The organism is Streptomyces sp. NPDC051207 (assembly GCF_040682395.1).
GTDB lineage: Bacteria > Actinomycetota > Actinomycetes > Streptomycetales > Streptomycetaceae > Streptomyces.
In genome coordinates this window covers 284,577-307,049 of record NZ_JBFBAX010000001.1, presented here as the reverse complement: position 1 = coordinate 307,049, position 22,473 = coordinate 284,577, and the positions used below count along the sequence as shown (strand labels likewise).

Here is a 22,473-nt window from a genome sequence, read left to right as displayed (position 1 = left end):
CCTGATCAGCCCCGGTTCTGTACGTGTCTGTACGTGCTGGTGGTGGAAGCGGCCCCTGGTGCGGAGGTTGCCGTGGGTCACCGCATCGTCCGGCGGGGCGGTGACCTTCACCGTGTCATTGTCCTGCACGGGCGGCGGGTCGCGGTCGGCGCCGCCCGGCCGGTCACGGCGTTGTTCGGTCGTCCGAGGGTCTGACGGAAGCCGACAAGCCGGGCTCGGCTTTCCTGTCGCTTCACCCGCCGCGCTACTCGCGAGTCACTGATCAGACTGGTGAATCCCGCTCCACACAGCATCAAGGGGGACGCCATGAACGGCTCGCGGATCGCCGCCGTCGGCCATTACCAGCCCGCCGGCATCCTGACGAACCAGGATCTGGCGGGCATGGTGGACACCAGTGACGAGTGGATCACGAGCCGGGTGGGCATCCGTACCCGCCACATCGCCGGTCCCGACGAACCCGTGGACGAGCTGGCCGCCCACGCCGCCGCCAAGGCGCTCGCCTCGGCCGGCCTGTCGGCCTGCGACATCGACCTGATCCTGGTCGCCACCTCGACCGCCATCGACCGCTCCCCGAACATGGCCGCCCGCGTCGCCGCCCGCCTCGGCGTGCCGTCGCCGGCCGCGATGGACGTCAACGTCGTGTGCGCCGGGTTCACCCACGCCCTGGCCGCCGCCGACCACGCCGTGCGGGCGGGCGCCTCGACCCGGGCGCTGGTCGTCGGCGCCGACAAGATGTCCGACGTCGCCGACTGGAACGACCGCACCACCTGCGTCCTGGTCGGCGACGGCGCGGGCGCCGCGGTCGTGGAGGCCGCCGAGGAACCCGGCATCGGGCCCGTGCTGTGGGGTTCGGTGCCGGAGATGGGGCGGGCGGTGCGCATCGAGGGCAGCCCGCCGCGGTTCGCCCAGGAGGGCCAGAGCGTCTACCGCTGGGCCACCACGCAACTGCCGCCCGTGGCGCGCGCCGCGTGCGAACGGGCGGGTTTCTCCCCGGCCGACCTCGCCGCGGTCGTCACGCACCAGGCCAACCTGCGCATCATCGAACCCCTCGCCGAGAAGATCGGCGCCGTGAACGCCGTCGTCGCCCGTGACGTCACCGAGTCCGGCAACACCTCCGCCGCGAGCATCCCGCTCGCCTTCTCCAAGCTGGTCGAACAGGGCGCCATCAGCACCGGCGACCCGGTCCTGCTGTTCGGGTTCGGGGGCAACCTCTCCTACGCGGGGCAGGTCGTCCGGTGCCCGTGAGTTGTGACGGTTCGTCAACTTCCTTGCTGGTCGGCCCCTTTGGGCGCCGTAAACTGTAGACAATCCGTGGCGGGTCTCGGTCGCGGGTGCACGGGACGTGCCGGGGAGGGATCGTGATGCTGCCGTCAGGGCTGCCGCAGGGAGCGGCAACCAGACTCGAACGGCCCGGGCCGCTGCGCGACCGCGTCTACGAGGCCCTCCTCGAACTCATCACGACGCACGCCCTCCAGCCGGGCCGGCACCTCGTGGAGAGCGAACTCGCCGGCCGGCTGGGCGTGTCCCGGCAGCCCGTGCGCGAGGCGCTCCAGCGGCTCGGCACCGAGGGCTGGGTCGACCTCCGTCCGGCCCAGGGCGCGTTCGTGCGGGAGCCGACCGACGAGGAGGCCGGCCAGCTCCTGGCGGTCCGGGCGCTGCTGGAGGCCGAGGCCGCCCGCCTCGCCGCCCTGAACGCCGACGAGGACGGCATCCGCGACCTGGGCCGGATCGTCGAGCAGGGCCTGGTGGCCGCCCGGTCCGGCGACACGGACACCGCCGTCGCGCTCGGCGCACGCTTCCACGGCAAGGTCATGGAGCTGGCGGGCAACGCCGTCCTCGCCGGGCTCGCCGCGCAGGTGGACCGGCGAGTGCGCTGGTACGCCGCCCCGGTCGCCCGGCGGCGCGGGCGGCAGTCCTGGGCCGAGCACCAGGAGCTGCTCACCGCCGTCGTGCACCGCGACGAGCAGCGCGCCGCGCGGCTGATGCGGGAGCACATCGAACAGACCCGGCGCTCGTACCGCGCGCACGACCGGTCGTAGATTCCCGTCGGCGGCCCGAGCGGCCGGCGCACCGTCGCTGTCGGCGGCCCGACCTGTCGGCGTGCGCCTGCCGCATCCGCTCCCGGCGACACAAAAGCCGCGGAGAGACCAGTCTTTGTCCTGCGAGTGGAGAAAGTCGGCGGGAATTTGTGCGTGACTTCTTCCCAGCCCGGGCAGCCACTGCTACTTTCCCCTACGAAGCAGCCGACGGTGTGGCCGGAATCCGGCGCGCACAGGCCCATGGAAGCGGGGGAGGGGATCGTGAGACGCATGACGGCACGGCCCGCGAACGCCCACCAGGCCCGGCTGCTCAAGCTGCTGCGCGACGGCGGCCCCCACTCCCGTGCCCAGCTGGGCGACCAGGTCGACCTGTCCCGGTCCAAGCTGGCCGTGGAGGTGGACCGCCTGCTGGAGACGGGGCTGGTCGTGGCCGACGGACTCGCCGCCTCCCGCGGCGGGCGCCGTTCCCACAACATCCGCCTCGCGCCCGAACTGAGGTTCCTCGGCGTCGACATCGGCGCGACCTCCGTCGACGTCGCCGTCACCAACGCCGAACTGGAGGTCCTCGGGCACATCAACCAGCCGATGGACGTGCGCGAGGGCCCCGTCGCGGTCTTCGAGCAGGTCCTCGCCATGGCCGGCAAGCTCAAGGCCTCCGGGCTCGCGGAAGGGTTCGACGGAGCCGGCATCGGCGTCCCCGGCCCGGTCCGCTTCCCCGAGGGCGTACCGGTCGCACCGCCGATCATGCCCGGCTGGGACGGCTTCCCCGTGCGGGAGGCGCTCAGCCAGGAACTCGGCTGCCCGGTCATGGTCGACAACGACGTGAACCTGATGGCGATGGGGGAGCAGCACGCCGGTGTCGCCCGCAGCGTGGCCGACTTCCTCTGCGTCAAGATCGGCACCGGCATCGGCTGCGGCATCGTCGTCGGCGGCGAGGTCTACCGCGGGACGACGGGCAGCGCCGGCGACATCGGGCACATCCAGGCGGTGCCCGACGGCCGGCCCTGCGCCTGCGGCAACCGGGGCTGTCTGGAAGCCCACTTCAGCGGTGCGGCCCTCGCTCGGGACGCCACCGAGGCCGCCCAGCAGGGCCTGTCGGCGGTACTCGCCGCCATGCTCGACGAGAGCGGCACCCTGAGCGCGATCGACGTCGCCGCCGCTGCCGCCGCGGGTGACGCCACCGCGCTCGACCTGATCCGTGAGGGCGGCAACCGCACCGGCCAGGTGATCGCCGGCCTGGTCAGCTTCTTCAACCCCGGTCTCGTGGTGATCGGCGGCGGAGTGACCGGCCTCGGCCACACCCTGCTCGCCGCGATCCGCACCCAGGTCTACCGCCAGTCACTGCCCCTGGCGACCGGCAACCTGCCCATCGTGCTGGGCGAGCTGGGCCCCACAGCCGGAGTCACCGGCGCGGCCCGGCTCATCAGCGACCACCTGTTCTCACCCGCGTAGACACGCACGCACCCGCGCAGACACGCAACCCCAGTACGGCCCACCCGCAGCACACCAGCACCCGCAGTACGCCTCCACCGCACCCGGCACGGCACCCCCATGCCCGGCACGGCACCCCCGCACCACTCCCTGCTCCGCCCTGCCCGGAAACGGCCTGTCCCCGCGCAGGCCCGTACGGCCCGCTCGCCCCCGAGAAGGCCCGCTCGACAAGCGCCCTGGAACCGGCCCGCACGCCCGCCGAGGGGAAATCGCATGGCACCAGAACCACCGCTGCTCAGCATGAACGGCATCACCAAGTCCTTCCCCGGCGTCCGGGCCCTCGACGGCGTCGACCTGGAGGTCCAGGCCGGCGAGGTGCACTGCCTGCTCGGCCAGAACGGCGCCGGGAAGTCCACCCTCATCAAGGTGCTGGCCGGCGCCCACCAGCCCGACACCGGCACCATCCGGTGGCGCGGCGAGAAGGTCACCCTCCGCTCGCCCATCGCCGCCATGCGCCTCGGCATCGCCACCATCTACCAGGAACTCGACCTGGTGGAGCACCTGTCGGTCGCCGAGAACGTCCACCTCGGCCACGAACCCACCACCGCCGGTTTCGTCGTACGCGGCAAGGCCGCCCGCGCCTCGACGGCCGCGCTGCTGCGGCGGCTCGGCCACCCCGAGATCGAACCGGGCCGCCTGGTGGGGGAGTTGTCGGCGGCGCAGCAGCAGATCGTGTCCATGGCGCGGGCGCTCTCCCACGACGTACGGCTCATCGTCATGGACGAGCCGTCCGCCGCCCTCGACCCCGACGAGGTCGACAACCTCTTCCGCATCGTCGGCGACCTCACGGCCGACGGCGTCGCCGTCGTCTACATCTCCCACCGCCTGGAGGAGATCCGCCGCATCGGCGACCGGGTCACCGTGCTGAAGGACGGACGCGCCGTCGCGGGCGGGCTGCCCGCGAAGTCGACGCCGACCCGGGAGGTGGTCGCGCTGATGACGGGACGCAACGTGGAGTACGTCTTCCCCGAGCGGCCCGCGCGGGACACGTCCGCGGGCACACCGGTCCTCCAGGTGCGCGGACTGGCGCGCGAGGGCGAGTTCGCGCCGCTGGACCTGACCGTGCATGCCGGGGAGATCGTCGGCCTGGCGGGACTCGTCGGCTCCGGGCGGTCCGAAATACTGGAGACCGTCTACGGCGCCCGCAAGCCGACGGCCGGTCAGGTCGTCGTCGACGGACGGCCGCTCAGGCCCGGCAGCGTCCGTGCCGCCGTTCGTGCCGGGCTCGGGCTCGCGCCCGAGGAACGCAAGGCGCAGGCCCTGCTCATGCTGGAGTCCGTCACCCGCAACGTGTCGGTGTCCTCCATGTCCCGCTTCGCACGCGGCGGCTGGATCGACCGCGGCGCCGAACGGGGCGCCGCCCGGGCCGCGACCCGCGAACTGTCGCTGCGGCCCGACAACCCGTCCGTGCCGGTGCGCACCCTGTCCGGCGGCAACCAGCAAAAGGCCGTCCTCGCCCGCTGGCTGCTGCGCGGCTGCCGCGTGCTGCTGCTGGACGAACCCACCCGCGGCGTCGACGTCGGCGCCCGCGCCGAGCTGTACGCGGTCATCCGCCGGCTGGCGGACGAGGGCCTCGCCGTCCTGCTGGTCTCCAGCGAGGTGCCCGAGGTGCTCGGCCTCGCCGACCGCGTCCTGGTCCTGCGCGAGGGCAGCGTCGTCCACACGGCGCCGGCCCGCGAACTCGACGAACACCGCGTCCTCGACCTCGTCATGGAAGGAAGTCCGGCGTCATGACGCAGCACATGTCCCCACCCCGGGACGGCACCGGCAAGACGGCCCCGGTGGACGGGCCGCCCGCCTGGCGCGGCAGGCTCGCCCGCGCCGACGTCCGCACCCTGTCCCTGCTCGGGGTGCTCGCCGCCCTGGTCCTCATCGGCGGCATCACCAAGCCCGACGAGTTCCTCGACACCCGCAACCTGCAACTCGTCCTCACGCAGGCCTCCGTGATCGGTGTCGTCACCGTCGGCATGACCTTCGTCATCATCTCCGGCGGCATCGACCTGTCCGTCGGCGCGATCGTCGCCCTCGCCTCCGTGTGGGCGACCACGGTCGCCACCCAGGAGTACGGCTTCCTCGGCATCCTGTTCACCGCGATCGTCGTCGGGGTGGGCTGCGGACTCGTCAACGGCGTGCTCATCGCCTACGGGGCGATGGTGCCGTTCATCGCCACGCTCGCCATGCTCGCCTCCGCGCGCGGCCTCGCCCTGCAGATCACCGACGGCAGCACCCAGATCGTCACCGTCGAGGGCGTACTGGATCTCGGCGAACGCGACGCGTACGTCCTCGGCATACCGCCGCTCGTCCTCGTCTTCGCCGTGGTCACGGTCATCGGCTGGCTGGTGCTCAACCGCACCACCTTCGGCCGCCGCACCGTCGCCGTCGGCGGCAACAGCGAGGCGGCCCGGCTGGCCGGCATCGACGTCCGCCGCCAGCGCCTGTACCTCTACCTGCTGTCCGGGCTGTGCTGCGGCATCGCCGCCTTCCTGCTGATCGTCCTGTCCGGCTCCGGCCAGAACACCAACGGCAACCTCTACGAACTCGACGCCATCGCCGCCGCGATCATCGGCGGGACCCTGCTCAGCGGCGGGCGCGGCACCATCACCGGCTCCGTGCTCGGCGTCCTGATCTTCACCACGATCACCAACATCTTCGCCCTGAACAACCTGCAGAGCGACGTCCAGCAGATCGCTAAGGGCGCGATCATCGTCGCCGCCGTGCTGGTCCAGCGCCGTACCGCGAGCACGACCTGAGGAAAGGGTTCACCGCCATGTCTCCACTCACCAGTCGCAGAGGACTGCTCTTCGGGACCGCCGCCGTGTCGGCCGGTGCGCTCCTCGCAGGTTGCACGAGCAACGAGCCGTCGGACAAGGGCGCCGACAAGGCCGCCGGCAACGAGCCCGCCGCCGACGACCAGCCCGGCAAGCAGGTCACCATCGGCTTCGCCGGCCCGCAGGCCGACCACGGCTGGCTCAACGCCATCAACCAGAACGCCAAGAGCCGCGCCGAGAAGTACCAGGACGTCACCCTGGAGATCACCGAGGGCTCCAACGACACCGCCCAGCAGATAGGCCAGATCGAGACCCTCATCAACAAGAAGGTCGACGTGCTGGTGGTGCTGCCCGCCGACGGCAAGGCCCTCACCCAGGTCGGCCTGAAGGCGATGCGCGCGGGCATCCCGGTCGTCAACCTCGACCGGATCTTCAACTCCCCGCAGGCCTACCGCTGCTGGATCGGCGGCGACAACTACGGCATGGGCCTCAACGCCGGCCACTACATCGGCGAGAAGCTCAAGGGCAAGGCGAACGCCCGGGTCATCGAACTCGCCGGCCTCGACAACCTGGAACTGACCAAGCAGCGCACCCAGGGCTTCGACGACGCCCTGAAGAACTACCCGAACATCAAGAAGGTGGCCCGCCAGGCGGCCGAGTTCACCGTCGAGTCCGGCCAGGCCAAGATGGCCCAGCTGCTACAGGCACAGCCGAAGTTCGACGCCCTGTGGAACCACGACGACGATCAGGGCGTGGGCGCCCTGCGCGCCATCGAGCAGGCCGGCCGCGACGACTTCCTGATGGTCGGCGGCGCCGGCGCCCTCTCCGCGTTCCAGGCCATCAAGCAGGACAACGGCGTCCTGAAGGCGACCGTCCTGTACCCGCCGACCATGGCCGCGTCCGCCATCGACCTGGCCCGCGCCCTCGGCCAGGGCAAGGGCGTCGGCGGCCTCGCCGAGTTCGAGATCCCGGCGTCCCTCACCCTCTACTCGGCCGTGGTCGACAAGACCAACGTCGACCAGTACATGCCGACCGGCTTCAAGTAGAGGCGCCCGCCAGGCCCGGCCCCGCGCCTCGTGGGGGCGGGCCCACCCCCACCGCGCCGTCACGACGAGGAGGACCTTCCGCATGGGACAGCCGCAGCAGCAAGAGGGGACGCAGACCGGCAAGCCGCCGCTCAGGGTCGGCATGGTCGGCTACGCCTTCATGGGCGCCGCCCACTCCCAGGGCTGGCGCACCGCGGGCCGCGTCTTCGACCTGCCGCGCCGCCCGGTGCTCGCCGCGATCTGCGGCCGCGACGCCGCCGCGGTGCGCGCGGCGGCCGACCGGCACGGCTGGGCGTCGGCCGAGACCGACTGGCGCGCCCTGGTCGAACGGGACGACGTCGACCTCGTGGACATCTGCACCCCCGGCGACAGCCACGCCGAGATCGCGCTGGCCGCGCTGGCCGCCGGCAAGCACGTCCTGTGCGAGAAACCCCTCGCCAACACCGTCGAGGAGGCGGCGGCCATGACCCGCGCCGCCGACGAGGCCGCCCGGCGCGGCCAGGTGGCGATGGTCGGCTTCAACTACCGCCGGGTGCCCGCCATGGCCCTGGCCCGCGCGATGGTCGCCGAGGGCAGGCTCGGCGCGCTGCGCCACGTCCGGGTGACCTACCTCCAGGACTGGCTGGTCGACCCGCAGTTCCCGCTCACCTGGCGGCTGCGCAAGGAGCAGGCCGGCTCCGGGGCGCTCGGCGACCTCGGCGCGCACGTCGTCGACCTCGCGCAGCACCTCGCGGGCGAGCACCTCGCCGGTGTCTCCGCCCTCATCGAGACCTTCGTCCGGCAACGCCCGCTGCCCGGCGGCGCCCCGCGCGGCCTGGCCGCCGAGTCGGCCGGCGGCACCGGGCAGGTCACCGTGGACGACGCCGCCGTGTTCACCGGCCGCTTCACCTCCGGCGCCCTCGCCTCCTTCGAGGCCACCCGCTACGCCACCGGCCGCAAGAACGCCCTGCGCCTGGAACTCAACGGCTCGCACGGCTCGCTCGCCTTCGACCTGGAGCGCCTGAACGAGCTGTCGTACCACGACGGCACGGAGCCCGCCGCGCACGCCGGTTTCCGCCGCATCCTCGTCACCGAACCCGAGCACCCCTACCTGGACGCCTGGTGGCCGCCCGGCCACGGCCTCGGCTACGAGCACACCTTCGTCCACCAGGCCCGCGACCTGGTGCACGCCGTCGCCGAGGGCGGACCGGTGGAACCCTCCTTCGCCGACGGGCTGCAGGTGCAGCGCGTGCTGGCCGCGGTGGAGGAGAGCGCCGAGAAGAACTCCGTCTACACGCCCGTCACCGCCTGAGGAGGCCCACGGATGCCGCGCACCTTCACGCTGTTCACCGGCCAGTGGGCGGACCTGCCCCTGGAGGAGGTCTGTCGCCTGGCCCGCGACTTCGGCTACGACGGCCTCGAACTCGCCTGCTGGGGCGACCACTTCGAGGTCGACAAGGCCCTCGCCGACCCCTCCTACGTCGACTCCCGCCACCAGCTCCTCGACAAGTACGGCCTGAAGTGCTGGGCGGTCTCCAACCACCTGGTCGGCCAGGCGGTCTGCGACGCCATCATCGACGAACGCCACCAGGCGATCCTGCCCGCCCGCATCTGGGGCGACGGCGAGCCCGAGGGCGTACGGCAGCGGGCCGCCGCCGAGATGAAGGACACCGCGCGCGCCGCGGCCCGCTTCGGCGTCGACACCGTCATCGGCTTCACCGGCTCCGCCATCTGGCACCTCGTCGCCATGTTCCCGCCCGCGCCCGCGTCGATGATCGACCGCGGCTACCAGGACTTCGCCGAGCGCTGGAACCCGATCCTCGACGTCTTCGACACGGAGGGCGTGCGGTTCGCCCACGAGGTCCACCCCAGCGAGATCGCCTACGACTACTGGACGACCGTACGCACCCTGGAGGCCGTGGACCGCCGCCCGGCCTTCGGCCTCAACTTCGACCCCTCCCACTTCGTGTGGCAGGACCTCGACCCGGTCGGCTTCCTGTGGGACTTCCGCGACCGCATCTACCACGTCGACTGCAAGGAGGCCCGCAAGCGCCTCGACGGCCGCAACGGCCGCCTCGGCTCCCACCTGCCCTGGGGCGACCCGCGCCGCGGCTGGGACTTCGTGTCCGCCGGCCACGGCGACGTGCCCTGGGAGGACGTCTTCCGGATGCTGCGCGCCATCGACTACCGGGGCCCGGTGTCCGTCGAGTGGGAGGACGCCGGCATGGACCGGCTCCAGGGCGCCCCCGAGGCCCTCACCCGCCTCAAGGCCTTCGACTTCGAACCGCCGACGGCCTCCTTCGACGCGGCCTTCGGCAACTGACCCCGGCGCCCCCACCGCCTTGCCCGCCGGGATGACGGCTCATCCCGGCGCAGGCACCCGCCCCGTACCACCGGCCCCTTCCTGGAGGCATTCGTGCACGGGAACGACCCCACCACCCCCACCCCCGGCCGACGCGCGCGCTTCCGCAAGGCGGTGGCGCTGCTCGGCGGCGCCCTGCTCGCGGGAGCCTCCCTCACCCTGACCGCCCCGCAGGCCGGCGCAGCCGCCGCCCCGGCCGCCGCCGAGGACTTCCAGCAGGTCACCCTCGCCAAGGGCGAGCCGGAGGTCGGCGAGCCCATGTCGCTCGCCGTGCTCCCGGACCGCTCGGTCCTGCACACCTCCCGCGACGGCGAACTGCGCCTCACCGACGCCGCCGGCAACACCGGACTCGCCGGCAAGCTCGACGTGTACTCCCACGACGAGGAAGGCCTCCAGGGCATCGGCGTCGACCCCGGCTTCACGGAGAACCGTTTCATCTACCTGTACTACGCGCCCCCGATGAACACCCCGGCGGGCGACGCCCCCGAGACCGGCAGCGCGGCCGACTTCGCACCGTTCAACGGCGTCAACCGGCTCTCCCGGTTCGTGCTCACCCTCGACGGCACCCTCGACCTCGCCAGCGAGAAGAAGATCCTCGACGTGCCCGCCTCGCGCGGCATCTGCTGCCACGTCGGCGGCGACATCGACTTCGACGCCGCGGGCAACCTGTACCTGTCGACGGGCGACGACTCCAACCCCTTCCAGTCGGACGGCTTCACCCCGATCGACGAGCGCCCGAACCGCAACCCGGCCTTCGACGCCCAGCGTTCCTCGGGCAACACCAACGACCTGCGCGGCAAGATCCTGCGCATCAAGGTCAACGCCGACGGCTCGTACTCCGTCCCCGAGGGCAACCTCTTCCCGCCCGACACCGCGAAAACCCGGCCCGAGATCTACGCGATGGGCTTCCGCAACCCGTTCCGCTTCAGCGTCGACAAGAGGACCGGCATCCTGTACGTGGGCGACTACGGGCCGGACGCCGGCTCCGCCGACCCGGCGCGCGGCCCGGCCGGCCAGGTCGAGTTCGCCCGGGTCACCGGCCCCGGCAACTTCGGCTGGCCGTACTGCACGGGCGACAACGACGCCTACGTCGACCACGACTTCGCCACCGGCGCCTCCGGCGCGCCCTTCGACTGCGCCGCCCCGAAGAACACCTCGCCGAACAACACCGGCCTCACCGACCTGCCCCCGGCCCAGCCCGCCTGGATCCCCTACGACGACGGCTCCGTACCGGAGTTCGGCAGCGGCCCCGAATCCCCGATGGGCGGCCCGGTCTACCACTACGACCCCGCGCTCGACTCGCCGGTCAAGTTCCCCGAGGCCTACGACGGCGACTTCTTCGCCGGGGAGTTCGGCCGCCGCTGGATCAAGCGGATCACCAGCGACGCCGACGGCACCGTGCAGTCGATCAACCCCGTGCCCTGGACCGGCACACAGATCATGGACATGGCCTTCGGCCCGGACGGCGCGCTGTACGTCCTCGACTACGGCACCGCCTGGTTCGGCGGCGACGAGCACTCCGCCCTGTACCGCATCGAGAACGCCACCGACGGCCACTCGCCCGTCGCCCGGGCCACGGCAAGCCGCACCTCCGGGCAGGCACCGCTGAGGGTGCAGTTCTCCTCCACCGGCACCAGTGACCAGGACGGCGACGCCCTCACCCACAGCTGGGACTTCGGCGACGGCGGCACCTCGACCGCCGCCAACCCCACGTACCGGTACAAGAAGAACGGCACCTACACCGCCACCCTCACCGCCAAGGACACCTCCGGCCGCACCGGAAGCGCGAGCGTGCGGATCGTCGTCGGCAACACCGCCCCCAAGGTGACCCTGGAACTGCCGCAGGACGGGGAACTGTTCAGCTTCGGCGACGCGGTGCCGTTCAAGGTGAAGGTCACCGACGCCGAGGACGGCACGGCGATCGACTGCGCCAAGGTCAAGGTCAGCTTCATCCTCGGCCACGACACCCACGGCCACCCGCTGACCTCCGCGAACGGCTGCTCCGGCACCATCCGGACCAGCGCCGACGGCGGCCACGACGACGACGCCGACATCTTCGGGGTCTTCGACGCCGAGTACACCGACGGCGGAGGCGGCGGCCAGGCCGCGCTGACCACCCACGACCAGAACGTCGCCCAGCCCAGGCACCGGCAGGCCGAGCACCACGGCGACGCCGCCGGCATCTCCGTCGTCACCAGGGACAGCGCGCACGGCGGCCGGGCCGTCGGCGACATCCACGACGGCGACTGGATCTCCTTCACGCCGTACGCACTGAGCAACGCCAAGAAGATCACCGCCCGCGTCTCGTCCGGCGGCAGCGGCGGCACCCTCGAGGTCCGGGCGGGCTCCCCCACGGGCACCCTGCTCGGCACCGCGACCGTGCCCGTCACCGGCGGCTGGGACACCTTCCAGGACGTCGGCGCCGACCTGTCCCGCGCCCCGCGCGGCACGACCACGCTCCACCTCGTCTTCAAGGGCAGCGGCACCGGAGCCCTGTACGAGCTGGACGACTTCACGTTCACGACCGGCTGAGGGGAGGAGACCATGCGCACACGAGCACGCACCACCACCGCCGCCCTCCCGCCGGGCTGCGCCACCCTCATCCCCCGCGGCGGCAAGAGCAAGCTCTGGTACCCCGCCTAGAACCTCGGCTCCTGCTCGCTCAAGCCCGACTGGAGGATGGCTGGCGACGACACCTCCCGGATGTCGTGGGCTCCCGCCCTCCGACGACCCGTGCCAGGCCGTGCACAACGGCCGCGAAATCCGGACCGACGCCACCGACGTGTCCGAAAAGACGACCGGCTCCGCCTACGGCTTCCACTCCGCCGACCTCAAGAAACGCGACCGCGCGCCGAACCCGCCGGGGGAGTGGAACCCGTACGGGACCCGCGTGGAGGGTGAGCGCCTCCGCGTCCGGCTCAACGCCACGACGACCACGTGTCCTCCCGGGACATCCGGACCAAGGAACCGCCTGCGTGGGGTGAACTGCCCGCGTATGGTGGCTGCCCGCACAGGGCGACCGAGCGACGGCGGGCGGGAGACCCCGGACTCCCGCCCGCCGTCTCGACGTCGTGCCCAGGGGCGCGCGCGTCCGAGCGCGCCCCACCCCAGGGTTCGCGTACGACAAGGAGGCTGCCAATGTCCGCGTCCCGTTCCGACTCCCGCACCGGCGTCTGGCTGATAGGGGCCCGCGGCTCCGTCGCCACGACCGTCGTGGCGGGCTGCGCCGCACTGACCGCGGGGCTGCGCCCGCCGACAGGCCTGGTGACCGAGACGCCCCTGTTCGCCGACAGCGGCCTGCCCGCCCTTGCGGACCTCGTCTTCGGCGGTCACGACACCGTCGACTGCCCGCTGCCCAAACGCGCCGAGGCCCTCGCCGCCCAAGGCGTCCTCCCGCCCGGCCTGCCCGCCGCCGTCCGAGCCGAGTTGGACGCCGCCGACCGCGAGATCCGCGCCGGCGGCCCCCTGCCCGGCGACACCCGCGACACCGACGCACTGATCTCCGCCTTCGCCGCGGACATCGACGACTTCGTACGACGCAACCGGCTCGCCCGCGCGGTCGTGGTCAACGTCGCCTCCACGGAACCCGCTCCGACCGGCCCCGAACTCCCCGCCAGCTCCCTCTACGCGGCAGCCGCCCTGCGCGCCGGCTGCCCCTACGTCAACTTCACCCCCTCCACGGGCCTGCACCACCCGGCGCTGGCCCCGGCCGCCGAGGCGTCCGGACTGCCGTACGCGGGCCGCGACGGCAAGACCGGGCAGACGCTGCTGCGCGCGGTGCTCGGGCCGATGTTCACCCAACGCGCCCTGGCCGTGCGCGCGTGGTCCGGGACGAACCTGCTCGGCGGCGGCGACGGCGCCGCCCTCGCCGACCCGGCCGCCGCCGCGGCGAAGAACGCCGGCAAGGAACGCGTCCTCGCCGACACCCTCGGCACCGTCCCCGAGGGCGAGGTGCACATCGACGACGTGCCCGCGCTCGGCGACTGGAAGACCGCCTGGGACCACATCGCCTTCGACGGTTTCCTCGGCACGCGGATGATCCTCCAGACCATCTGGCAGGGCTGCGACTCGGCCCTGGCCGCCCCGTTGGTCCTCGACCTCGCCCGCATCCTCGCCCGCGCCCACGAGGCGGGCCTGTCCGGCCCCATCGGCGAACTCGGCTTCTACTTCAAGGACCCGACGGGAGACTCCCCGGCCGGCCTGTCGGAACAGTACGCGGCACTGGCGACGCTGGGGGAGCGGCTGCGGACCGCGGGGGGCGAGGCCGGACCCCGGGCGGCGGACAGGACGCCCGGGGTGGAGCCGGCGGTGGCCTCCGGGGCGGATGCGGCGCCCGGGGCTGACGGAACCGACGGAGCCGACAGCGCCGGGGAGAGCCGATGAGCTGGGACGAGCGGGTGCGGCCCCGGCCGACGGTGGCACGGGGCAGTGCCACCGGCGCGGCTGCGGACGGGGGCGCTGACGCGAACGCCGGAACGGGCCTAGGCAGGGGCGTTGGCGCGGACGCCGCCAGGGACGTCGGCACGGATGCCGGCAAGGTCACCGGCGCGGATGCCGGCACCGACCCCAGCAGGGACCCCGGCGCGGGCGCCGAGGTGAGCGCCGGCGTGGACGCCGCCACAGACACCGGAATGGGCGCCGGCGCAGACGCCGGCGAAAACCCCGACGCGGGTGCCGACAGGGTCGCCGGCGCGGGCGTCGGCGCGGACCCCCGCAGGGCCACTGGCACGGCCCCCGGGAGGGACACCGGCGCAGCCCCCGGCAGGGTTGTTGGCACGGAGGCCGGCGAAAACCCCGGCGCGGGTGCCGGCAGGGGCGTTGGCGCGGACGCCGGAACGGACCCCGGCAGGGGTACCGGCACAGCCCCCGGCAATGACCCCGGCCCGGCCCACCCCCGCCCGACCCAGCGGCGCGCCCCCGGCGCCGGCCGTCGGCGTGCCTGGGCCGAACTGCTGCGGCTCCCCGCCCTGTTCACCGTCCCCGGTGACGCCCTCGCCGGTGCCGCCGCGGCCGGTGCGCGGCCCGGTCCGCGTGTGCTGCTCGCCATCGGTTCCTCCCTCTGCCTGTACGAGGCCGGCATGGCCCTCAACGACTGGGCCGACCGCGACGAGGACGCCGCCGAACGCCCGCACCGCCCCCTGCCCTCCGGCCGTGTCCGCCCTGCCGCCGCCCTCACCGCGGCCTGCGCCCTCACCGGCGCCGGCCTCGCCCTCGCCGCCCGCGCCGGGCGCCCCGCACTCGCGGTCGCCGCACCCCTCGCGGCGACCGTCTGGTCCTACGACCTCGCCCTGAAGCACACCCCGGCCGGACCCCTCGCCATGGCGGCGGCCCGCGGCCTCGACCTGCTCCTCGGCGCTGCCGCCACCACCGGCCACACCCGCGCGGCACTGCCCACCGCCGCCCTCCTGGGCTCGCACACCCTCGCGGTCACCACCGTCTCCCGCCAGGAGACCCGGCACGGCTCGCCCCTGCCGCCCCTTGCGGCCCTCGCCACGACCGGCCTCCTGGCCCACCTGGTGACCCGCCGCACCACCCAGCCACCGGCAGGCCGACGGGCAGCAGCCGCCCCCGGCCTGCCGGGCTCCACAACAGGCCGCGGAGCGGGACCGGTTGCTGCCGCGCCTCGTCTCGCCACGGTTCTCGGCGCCGCCTACGCGGCCACCACCGCGCGCCCCTACTTCCACGCCGCCCTCAACCCGTCACCCCCTCTCACCCAGCGCGCCGTCGGCGCGGGCATCCGCGCCACCATCCCCCTCCAGGCCGCCCTCGCCGCCCGCTCCGGTGCGAGCGGCGTCGCCCTGCTCGTCGCGGCACTGGCTCCGGCCGGCCGGAAGTTCGCCAGGAAGGTGAGCGTCACATGAACCCGCAGCCTCGGCGATCCCCGCACACCGCACCCGGCGAACCCCATCCCGCCCCCAGCCCTCTCCGCTTCGGCTACGGCACCAACGGCCTGGCCGACCTCCGGCTCGACGACGCTCTCTGCCTCCTCGCCGACCTCGGCTACGACGGCGTCGGCCTGACCCTCGACCACATGCACCTGGACCCGCTGGCGCCCGACCTTGCCGCCCGCACCCGCCAGGTCGCCCGCCGGCTGGACGCACTCGGGCTCGGCGTCACCGTGGAGACGGGCGCCCGCTATGTGCTGGACCCGCGCCGCAAGCACGGCCCGTCCCTGCTGGACCCCGACCCCGACGACCGGGCCCGCCGCGTCGACCTGCTGATCCGCGCCGTGCGGGTCGCCGCCGACCTCGGTGCCCACGCCGTGCACTGCTTCAGCGGCACGCTGCCCGACGGCACTGACGAAGACACGGCGTGGAAGCGCCTCGCGGAAGCCCTCGCCCCCGTACTGGACGCCGCCGACACCGCCGGCGTCCCGCTCGCCGTCGAACCCGAACCCGGCCACCTCCTCGCCACCCTCGCCGACTTCCACCACCTGCGCCGCGCCCTCGGTGACCCCGAGAACCTCGGACTCACGCTGGACATCGGCCACTGCCAGTGCCTCGAACCCCTCCCTCCCGCCGACTGCGTCCGTGCCGCCGCGCCGTGGCTGCGGCACGTCCAGATCGAGGACATGCGCCGCGGCGTCCACGACCATCTCCCGTTCGGCGACGGCGAGATCGACTTCCCGCCCGTCCTCGCCGCCCTCGCCGCCGTCGGCTACCGGGGCCTGACGGTCGTCGAACTCCCGCGGCACTCCCATGCCGGCCCGCACCACGCCATCCGCTCCCTGCCCTTCCTCCGCGACGCCGAGCGCCTCGCGGCGACCGCACCACCCGCACCGTCCGGCAGCACGCCCGCCGCCCCGCTTCCCGGCCGTCCCTCCGTCACCCCCGAAGGGAGCAGCACCCCATGATTCGGTCCCACACCCCCGGCTCCCCGGCGCCGGGCCCCGACGAAACCCCTGGCACCGCCCCCGTCGCCGAGCTGCGCCACGTCCTCGACGCCGGTCTCGACGCGTCCGCCCGCGCCTGGCTCGACCAGGCCCTCGACGAGGCCGCCGCCCAGCCCGGCATCCACGGGCCGATCTCCGTGTGGGAGCTGCGCCTCGCCGAGGCCGGCCGCCGCTGCGGCGCCGCCCACGCCGACGCCGCGCGCATCCTCATCCTCCTCGCCGCCCGCGCCGACCTCGAGGCGCTCAGCCGCGTGTACGCCCAGGGCACCGCCGACGAACGCCGCGCCGTCCTGCACGCCCTGCCCCACCTCGTGCCCGGCCCCGAGGCGCTGCCGCTCGTCGAGGACGCCCTGCGCACCAACGACACGCGGCTGCTGGCGGCCGCCGTCGGCCCGTACGCCGCCCGGCACCTGGACGCCCACCAGTGGCGGCACGCCGTACTGAAGTGCCTGTTCACCGGCGTGCCCGTGGCCGGTGTGGCGGACCTGGCGCGCCGCGCCCACCAGGACACCGAACTCGCCCGGATGCTCGGCGACTACGCCGCCGAACGCGAGGCCGCCGGCCGCGCCGTCCCCGAGGACCTGTACCGCGTCCTGGCCCTGACGGGGGCCGGGACCCCGCCGCCGCACCGCACGGACGACCCTCACGGCAAGGAATCCTGATGCGCATCTTCGACCCGCACATCCACATGACGTCCCGGACCACCGACGACTACGAGGCCATGTACGCCGCGGGCGTCAGAGCCGTGGTGGAGCCGTCCTTCTGGCTCGGCCAGCCCCGCACCTCGCCCGCCTCCTTCCGCGACTACTTCGACTCCCTCCTCGGCTGGGAACCCTTCCGCGCCGCCCAGTACGGCATCGCCCACCACTGCACGATCGCCCTCAACCCGAAGGAGGCGAACGACCCGCGCTGCCTCCCCGTCCTGGACGAACTGCCCCGGTATCTCGTGAAGGACGGTGTCGTCGCCGTCGGCGAGATCGGGTACGACTCGATGACGCCGGCCGAGGACACCGCCCTGGCCGCGCAGCTCCAGCTCGCCGCCGACCACGGCCTGCCCGCGCTCGTGCACACCCCGCACCGCGACAAGCTCGCCGGGCTGCGCCGCACCCTCGACGTGGTGCGCGAGTCGGCGCTGCCCACGGACCGCGTCCTGGTCGACCACCTCAACGAGACCACCGTCAAGGAGGCCAAGGACAGCGGCGCATGGCTCGGCTTCTCCGTCTATCCGGACACCAAGATGGACGAGGCGCGCATGGTCGCGATCCTCCGGAGCCACGGCCTCGAGAAGGTCCTGGTGAACTCCGCCGCCGACTGGGGCCGCAGCGACCCGCTCAAGACCCGCAAGGTCGGCGACCTGATGCTCGCCGAGGGCTTCACCGAGGACGACGTCGACCAGGTGCTGTGGCGCAACCCCGTCGCCTTCTACGGCCTCAGCGGACGCCTGAACCTCGACGTCGCCCCGGCGGACGCCACCCACGAGGGCAACTCCATACTGCGCGGCGGGGAGTGAGGCATGCGCTTCCGTCATCCCGACGGCTCCACCGTCCACCTCGCCTACTGCACCAACGTGCACCCGGCCGAAACCCTCGACGGCGTCCTCGCCCAGCTCCGCGACCACTGCGAGCCCGTCCGCCGCCGCCTGGGCCGGGACCGTCTCGGCATCGGCCTGTGGCTGGCCCACGACGCCGCGCACACCCTCGTCTCCGAGCCGTCCGCGCTCCGCGGCCTGCGCCGCGAACTCGACCGGCGCGGCCTGGAGGTCGTCACCCTCAACGGCTTCCCCTACCAGGGCTTCGGCGCCGACGAGGTCAAATACCGCGTCTACAAGCCCGACTGGGCCGACCCGGAACGCCTCGACCACACCACCGCCCTCGCCCGCGTCCTCGCCGGGCTGCTCCCCGACGACGTCACCGAGGGCAGCATCTCCACCCTGCCGCTCGCCTGGCGCACCGCGGCCGGCGACGACCGCACCGACACGGCCCGCACCGCCCTGCGCACCCTCGCCGAACGCCTCGACGCGCTCCAGGAACTGACCGGCCGGTCCGTCCGCGTCGGCCTGGAACCCGAACCGGGCTGCGTCATCGAAACCACCGGCGACGCCATCGCCCCGCTCACCGCGATCGGCCACGACCGCATCGGCATCTGTGTCGACACCTGCCACCTCGCCACCTCCTTCGAAGACCCGCACACCGCACTCGACGCGCTCACCGAGGCACACGTCCCCGTCGTCAAGTCCCAGCTGTCCGCCGCCCTGCACGCCGAACAGCCCCACCTGCCCGAGGTCCGCGAGGCGCTCGCCGCCTTCGCCGAACCCCGCTTCCTGCACCAGACCCGCACCACCACCGACGCCGGCCTGCGAGGCACCGACGACCTCGGCGAGGCACTCACCGGCCGGGCCCTGCCCGACACGGCACCCTGGCGCGCCCACTTCCACGTCCCCCTGCACGAGGCCCCCGCCGCACCCCTCACCTCCACGCTCCCGGTGCTGAAGGCCGCGCTGACCCGGCTCGTCGGCGGCCCGCGCCCGCTCACCCACCACCTCGAGGTCGAGACCTACACCTGGCAGGCCCTCCCGCCGCAGCTGCGGCCCCGCGCCCGCGCCCAGCTCGCCGACGGCATCGCCGCCGAACTCACCCTCGCCCGCGACCTGCTGACGGACCTCGGCCTGAAGGAGCTGCCATGAGCACCGGCCCCACCCCGCTTCTCGTCCTCGACGTGGTCGGCCTCACCCCCCGTCTCCTCGACCACATGCCCCACCTCAAGCGGCTCGCCCGGTCCGGCTCCCACGCCCCGCTCGGCACGGTCCTGCCCGCCGTCACCTGCGCCGCCCAGTCCACCTTCCTCACCGGGGCCCACCCCGCCGAGCACGGCATCGTCGGCAACGGCTGGTACTTCCGCGAGCTGGGCGACGTACTGCTGTGGCGCCAGCACAACGGACTCGTCGCCGGCGACAAGCTCTGGGACGCCGCGCGCCGCGCCCACCCCGGCTACACCGTCGCCAACATCTGCTGGTGGTACGCCATGGGCGCCGACACCGACCTCACCGTCACCCCCCGTCCCGTCTACTACGCCGACGGCCGCAAGGAACCCGACTGCTACACCCGGCCCCCGGCCCTGCACGACGAACTCACCGACAAATTCGGCACCTTCCCCCTGTTCCACTTCTGGGGCCCCGGCGCCGACCTGGTGTCCAGCCAGTGGATCATCGACGTCACCCGCCACATCATGGCCACCCGGCACCCGGACCTGACCCTGTGCTACATCCCGCACCTCGACTACGACCTGCAGCGTTTCGGACCCGACGACCCGCGCTCCCGGCAGGCCGCCACCGACCTGGACGCGGCGCTCGCCCCGCTCCTGGACGACGCCCGCGCCGAGGGCCGCACCGTCGTGGCGCTGTCCGAGTACGGCATCACACGCGTCAGCCGCCCGGTCGACATCAACCGCGCCCTGCGCCGCGCCGGACTGCTGGAGGTGCACACGCAGGACGGCATGGAGTACCTCGACCCGATGGCGTCGCGCGCCTTCGCCGTCGCCGACCACCAGATCGCCCACGTCTACGTCCGCCGGCCCGAGGACCTCGCGGCCACTCGCGCCGCGCTCGACGGGCTGCCCGGCATCGACCAGCTGCTCGACGACGAGGGCAAGAAGGCCCACCACCTCGACCATCCGCGCTCCGGCGAACTGGTCGCCGTCGCCGAGCCGGACGCCTGGTTCACGTACTACTACTGGCTCGACGACGCACGCGCGCCCGACTTCGCGCAGCTCGTGGAGATCCACCGCAAACCCGGCTACGACCCGGTCGAGCTGTTCATGGACCCGCTCGACCCCTATGTGAAGGTCAAGGCGGGCGCGGCCCTGCTCCGCAAGAAGCTCGGCATGCGCTACCGCATGGCGGTCGTGCCTCTGGACCCTTCACCTATTCGCGGCAGCCACGGCCGCCTTCCGCAGAGCGACGACGACGGTCCGCTCCTCATCTGCTCCACCCCCCATGCGGTCGGCGACCGTGTCGCGGCCACCGACGTGAAGTCCCTGCTGCTCCACCTCGCCGGTCTCGCCGACGGGCCGGCGACCGACCCGTCCCCCACTGGTCACAAGTGAAGCACTCACCACTGACAACGCCCTCCGACTCCGAGAGGTCCCAGGCATGAGCCGCTTGTCACACCCCGACCCCGAACTCACCCAACGCCTCAGCAGGCGAGGCATGCTCGGCGTGGCAGCGGGTGCCACCGCCGCCGCCCTGCTCGGCGCCGCCGCCCCCGCGACCGCCGCCCCCGCGACCGCCGCCCCCGCCTCCAGCGCCAGCGCCTCCGGCCGCGGCCGTCCCGTCCTGCCGCCCGGACGGCTCGGCATCCAGCTGTACAGCCTGCGCGACAAGGTCTCCACCCTCGGCTTCGCCCGCGTCTTCGCCGAGCTGGCCAAGTACGGCTACGACGAGATCGAGTTCGCCGGCTACAGCCAGGGTTCGGCGGGCCCCATCACGCTCGCCCAGCTCAAGCGCCTGGCGAGGGACCACGGCCTGAACCCGATCGGCAGCCACGTCGGCTACTACTCCAGCGACCCGAACGCCTACACCTTCGCGCAGAACCTCACCAAGGTCCTCGACGACGCCGAGGCCCTCGGCCTCAAGCACATAGGCACCGCCGCGAGCCCCTTCCGCTACGGCTCGACCGTCGACGCCTGGAAGCGCGCCGCCGACGACTTCAACACCTACGGCGCGGCGGCGAAGGCCCGCGGCATCAAGTTCTACCAGCACAACCACTCCGAGGAATTCTCCTTCGCCACCGACGACCCCAAGGTGCGGCTCTACGACGTCCTGCTCGCCGAGACCGACCCCGACCTCGTCCACCTGGAGATGGACATCTACTGGGCGTACGTCGGCCAGTTCCGCTTCTCGAAGCGGCCCGACGGCACGGCGGCGCCGTTCGAGCCGCTCGACTACGTCCTCAAGCAGCCGCACCGCTACCCGCTGTTCCACGTCAAGGACGGCGAGAGCGACCCGTCGAACCCGTACGGCTACCGCATGACGGACGTCGGTGACGGCGACATCGACTACCGGCGGTTCATCTCCGGCGTGACCCGGCTGCGCGGCGAGCGCCTCGCCCACCACTGGCAGGCCGAGCACGACAACCCGGCCGAGTCCTTCACCTTCGCCCGCCGCTCCAGCGAGCACCTGCACTCCCTGCGCGAGGACTGCTGACCCCGGGGCCGACCCCCGGCACGCACCCGAAGGAGCCCTCCCCGCACCCGGGGGAGGGTCCCTCTGACCATGGGCGCATATGCGGAGAGTGACTAGTTGATCACTCCTCGTGAAGGCGGCGTGGCGTCGTGCCCGTGGCGGTCCGGTGGACGGAAACGCAGGTGAAAGGCGCTCCGAAAGCTTGGTATTGTTGTCCTCGTCGCCGCGCGGGGAGAAGCTCCCGTCGGGCGGCGGGCACCTGGTCCGGGTGGCGGAATGGCAGACGCGCTAGCTTGAGGTGCTAGTGCCCTTTATCGGGCGTGGGGGTTCAAGTCCCCCCTCGGACACTCTCAGGAGCAGAATAAGAAGGTCCCGACCGCGAGGTCGGGGCCTTTTTGCCGTCCCGTTTGCTGTCCGAATGTGCCGTCCGGATTTTCGTCGTTCCGGCATTTTGCCGTTCCTGGCACAACATGTCGTGTCGGCGAAACAATCCGGACAGCTGGGTGTAACCCGTAGGCGATGGAGTGCACGACGGTTCCCGCTCCGCGGATGCCGGGCAAGGCCCGTCCAGGGCGTCCTGATTTTGTCTCAACAACCCACCTGCGCAGGTCTTCTGACGTCCGTTCAGCACTTTGTCCGGTGATACGATCACCGCGTTTTGCGGAGCGGGCGGATGGGTAGCACGACATGTCCGGCCTTCAGGGGCGTCCGGGTGAC

The 22,473-nt window shown here is 73.0% G+C and carries 17 protein-coding genes, 1 tRNA gene and 2 pseudogenes; 19 read left to right on the top strand and 1 reads right to left on the bottom strand.

Annotated features, from left to right (window positions below; genetic code table 11):
* Window positions 1-21: 21 nt before the first annotated feature.
* A pseudogene (locus tag AB0M97_RS01370) lies at window positions 22-129 on the bottom strand (Fe-S-binding domain-containing protein); the annotation flags it as partial.
* 177 nt (window positions 130-306) lie between these two features.
* Here AB0M97_RS01370 and AB0M97_RS01365 point away from each other — a divergent pair.
* The 19 genes and pseudogenes from AB0M97_RS01365 to AB0M97_RS01275 all read left to right on the top strand — a co-directional run bounded on the left by AB0M97_RS01365 (window position 307) and on the right by AB0M97_RS01275 (window position 22,103).
* The gene (locus tag AB0M97_RS01365) at window positions 307-1,245 is read left to right on the top strand and encodes a beta-ketoacyl-ACP synthase III (RefSeq protein ID WP_365958601.1); all 939 of its coding nucleotides are present in this window, start codon (window positions 307-309) and stop codon (window positions 1,243-1,245) included.
* 116 nt (window positions 1,246-1,361) lie between these two features.
* Window positions 1,362-2,039 carry a GntR family transcriptional regulator gene (locus AB0M97_RS01360; protein WP_365958701.1) on the top strand — a complete coding sequence of 226 codons (678 nt, stop codon included), beginning with the start codon at window positions 1,362-1,364 and terminating at the stop codon, window positions 2,037-2,039.
* A 270-nt stretch (window positions 2,040-2,309) separates the two neighbouring features.
* The gene (locus AB0M97_RS01355) at window positions 2,310-3,491 is read left to right on the top strand and encodes an ROK family transcriptional regulator (protein ID WP_365958600.1); all 1,182 of its coding nucleotides are present in this window, start codon (window positions 2,310-2,312) and stop codon (window positions 3,489-3,491) included.
* A 252-nt stretch (window positions 3,492-3,743) separates the two neighbouring features.
* Window positions 3,744-5,264 (top strand): sugar ABC transporter ATP-binding protein, encoded by a 1,521-nt coding sequence (locus AB0M97_RS01350; RefSeq protein WP_365958599.1) that lies wholly within the window; start codon window positions 3,744-3,746, stop codon window positions 5,262-5,264.
* A complete protein-coding gene (locus tag AB0M97_RS01345; RefSeq protein WP_365958598.1) occupies window positions 5,261-6,280 on the top strand; it encodes an ABC transporter permease in 1,020 nt (339 codons plus the stop codon). Before AB0M97_RS01350 ends, AB0M97_RS01345 begins: the two co-directional genes overlap by 4 nt.
* Before the next feature lie 17 nt (window positions 6,281-6,297).
* Window positions 6,298-7,344: a substrate-binding domain-containing protein gene (locus AB0M97_RS01340; protein WP_365958597.1), complete on the top strand. Its 1,047-nt coding sequence runs from the start codon at window positions 6,298-6,300 to the stop codon at window positions 7,342-7,344.
* A gap of 82 nt (window positions 7,345-7,426) precedes the next feature.
* Window positions 7,427-8,635 carry a Gfo/Idh/MocA family oxidoreductase gene (locus AB0M97_RS01335; protein WP_365958596.1) on the top strand — a complete coding sequence of 403 codons (1,209 nt, stop codon included), beginning with the start codon at window positions 7,427-7,429 and terminating at the stop codon, window positions 8,633-8,635.
* Window positions 8,636-8,647: 12 nt separating this feature from the next.
* Window positions 8,648-9,646, top strand: coding sequence for a sugar phosphate isomerase/epimerase family protein (locus tag AB0M97_RS01330; protein WP_365958595.1), 999 nt, complete (start codon window positions 8,648-8,650; stop codon window positions 9,644-9,646).
* A 93-nt stretch (window positions 9,647-9,739) separates the two neighbouring features.
* Window positions 9,740-12,217: a PQQ-dependent sugar dehydrogenase gene (locus tag AB0M97_RS01325; protein WP_365958594.1), complete on the top strand. Its 2,478-nt coding sequence runs from the start codon at window positions 9,740-9,742 to the stop codon at window positions 12,215-12,217.
* A gap of 93 nt (window positions 12,218-12,310) precedes the next feature.
* Window positions 12,311-12,658 (top strand): annotated as a pseudogene (locus AB0M97_RS01320) (family 16 glycoside hydrolase); the annotation flags it as partial.
* Between the two features lie 165 nt (window positions 12,659-12,823).
* Complete coding sequence (locus AB0M97_RS01315; protein ID WP_365958700.1) at window positions 12,824-14,068, top strand: inositol-3-phosphate synthase; 1,245 nt, start codon at window positions 12,824-12,826, stop codon at window positions 14,066-14,068.
* Window positions 14,065-15,546, top strand: a complete 1,482-nt coding sequence (locus tag AB0M97_RS01310; RefSeq protein WP_365958593.1) for an SCO3242 family prenyltransferase — start codon at window positions 14,065-14,067, stop codon at window positions 15,544-15,546. Before AB0M97_RS01315 ends, AB0M97_RS01310 begins: the two co-directional genes overlap by 4 nt.
* The gene (locus AB0M97_RS01305) at window positions 15,543-16,538 is read left to right on the top strand and encodes a sugar phosphate isomerase/epimerase family protein (RefSeq protein ID WP_365958592.1); all 996 of its coding nucleotides are present in this window, start codon (window positions 15,543-15,545) and stop codon (window positions 16,536-16,538) included. The genes AB0M97_RS01310 and AB0M97_RS01305 overlap by 4 nt, the downstream gene beginning before the upstream one ends.
* Window positions 16,535-17,239, top strand: coding sequence for an EboA domain-containing protein (locus tag AB0M97_RS01300; protein WP_365958591.1), 705 nt, complete (start codon window positions 16,535-16,537; stop codon window positions 17,237-17,239). The genes AB0M97_RS01305 and AB0M97_RS01300 overlap by 4 nt, the downstream gene beginning before the upstream one ends.
* Window positions 17,239-18,087 (top strand): TatD family hydrolase, encoded by an 849-nt coding sequence (locus AB0M97_RS01295; RefSeq protein WP_365958590.1) that lies wholly within the window; start codon window positions 17,239-17,241, stop codon window positions 18,085-18,087. The genes AB0M97_RS01300 and AB0M97_RS01295 overlap by 1 nt, the downstream gene beginning before the upstream one ends.
* 3 nt (window positions 18,088-18,090) lie before the next feature.
* Window positions 18,091-19,260: a metabolite traffic protein EboE gene (eboE, locus tag AB0M97_RS01290; protein ID WP_365958589.1), complete on the top strand. Its 1,170-nt coding sequence runs from the start codon at window positions 18,091-18,093 to the stop codon at window positions 19,258-19,260.
* Window positions 19,257-20,678: a nucleotide pyrophosphatase/phosphodiesterase family protein gene (locus AB0M97_RS01285; RefSeq protein ID WP_365958588.1), complete on the top strand. Its 1,422-nt coding sequence runs from the start codon at window positions 19,257-19,259 to the stop codon at window positions 20,676-20,678. The genes eboE and AB0M97_RS01285 overlap by 4 nt, the downstream gene beginning before the upstream one ends.
* A gap of 46 nt (window positions 20,679-20,724) precedes the next feature.
* Window positions 20,725-21,777 (top strand): sugar phosphate isomerase/epimerase, encoded by a 1,053-nt coding sequence (locus AB0M97_RS01280; protein WP_365958587.1) that lies wholly within the window; start codon window positions 20,725-20,727, stop codon window positions 21,775-21,777.
* A 241-nt stretch (window positions 21,778-22,018) separates the two neighbouring features.
* A tRNA-Leu gene (locus AB0M97_RS01275) sits at window positions 22,019-22,103 on the top strand.
* Window positions 22,104-22,473: the final 370 nt, after the last annotated feature.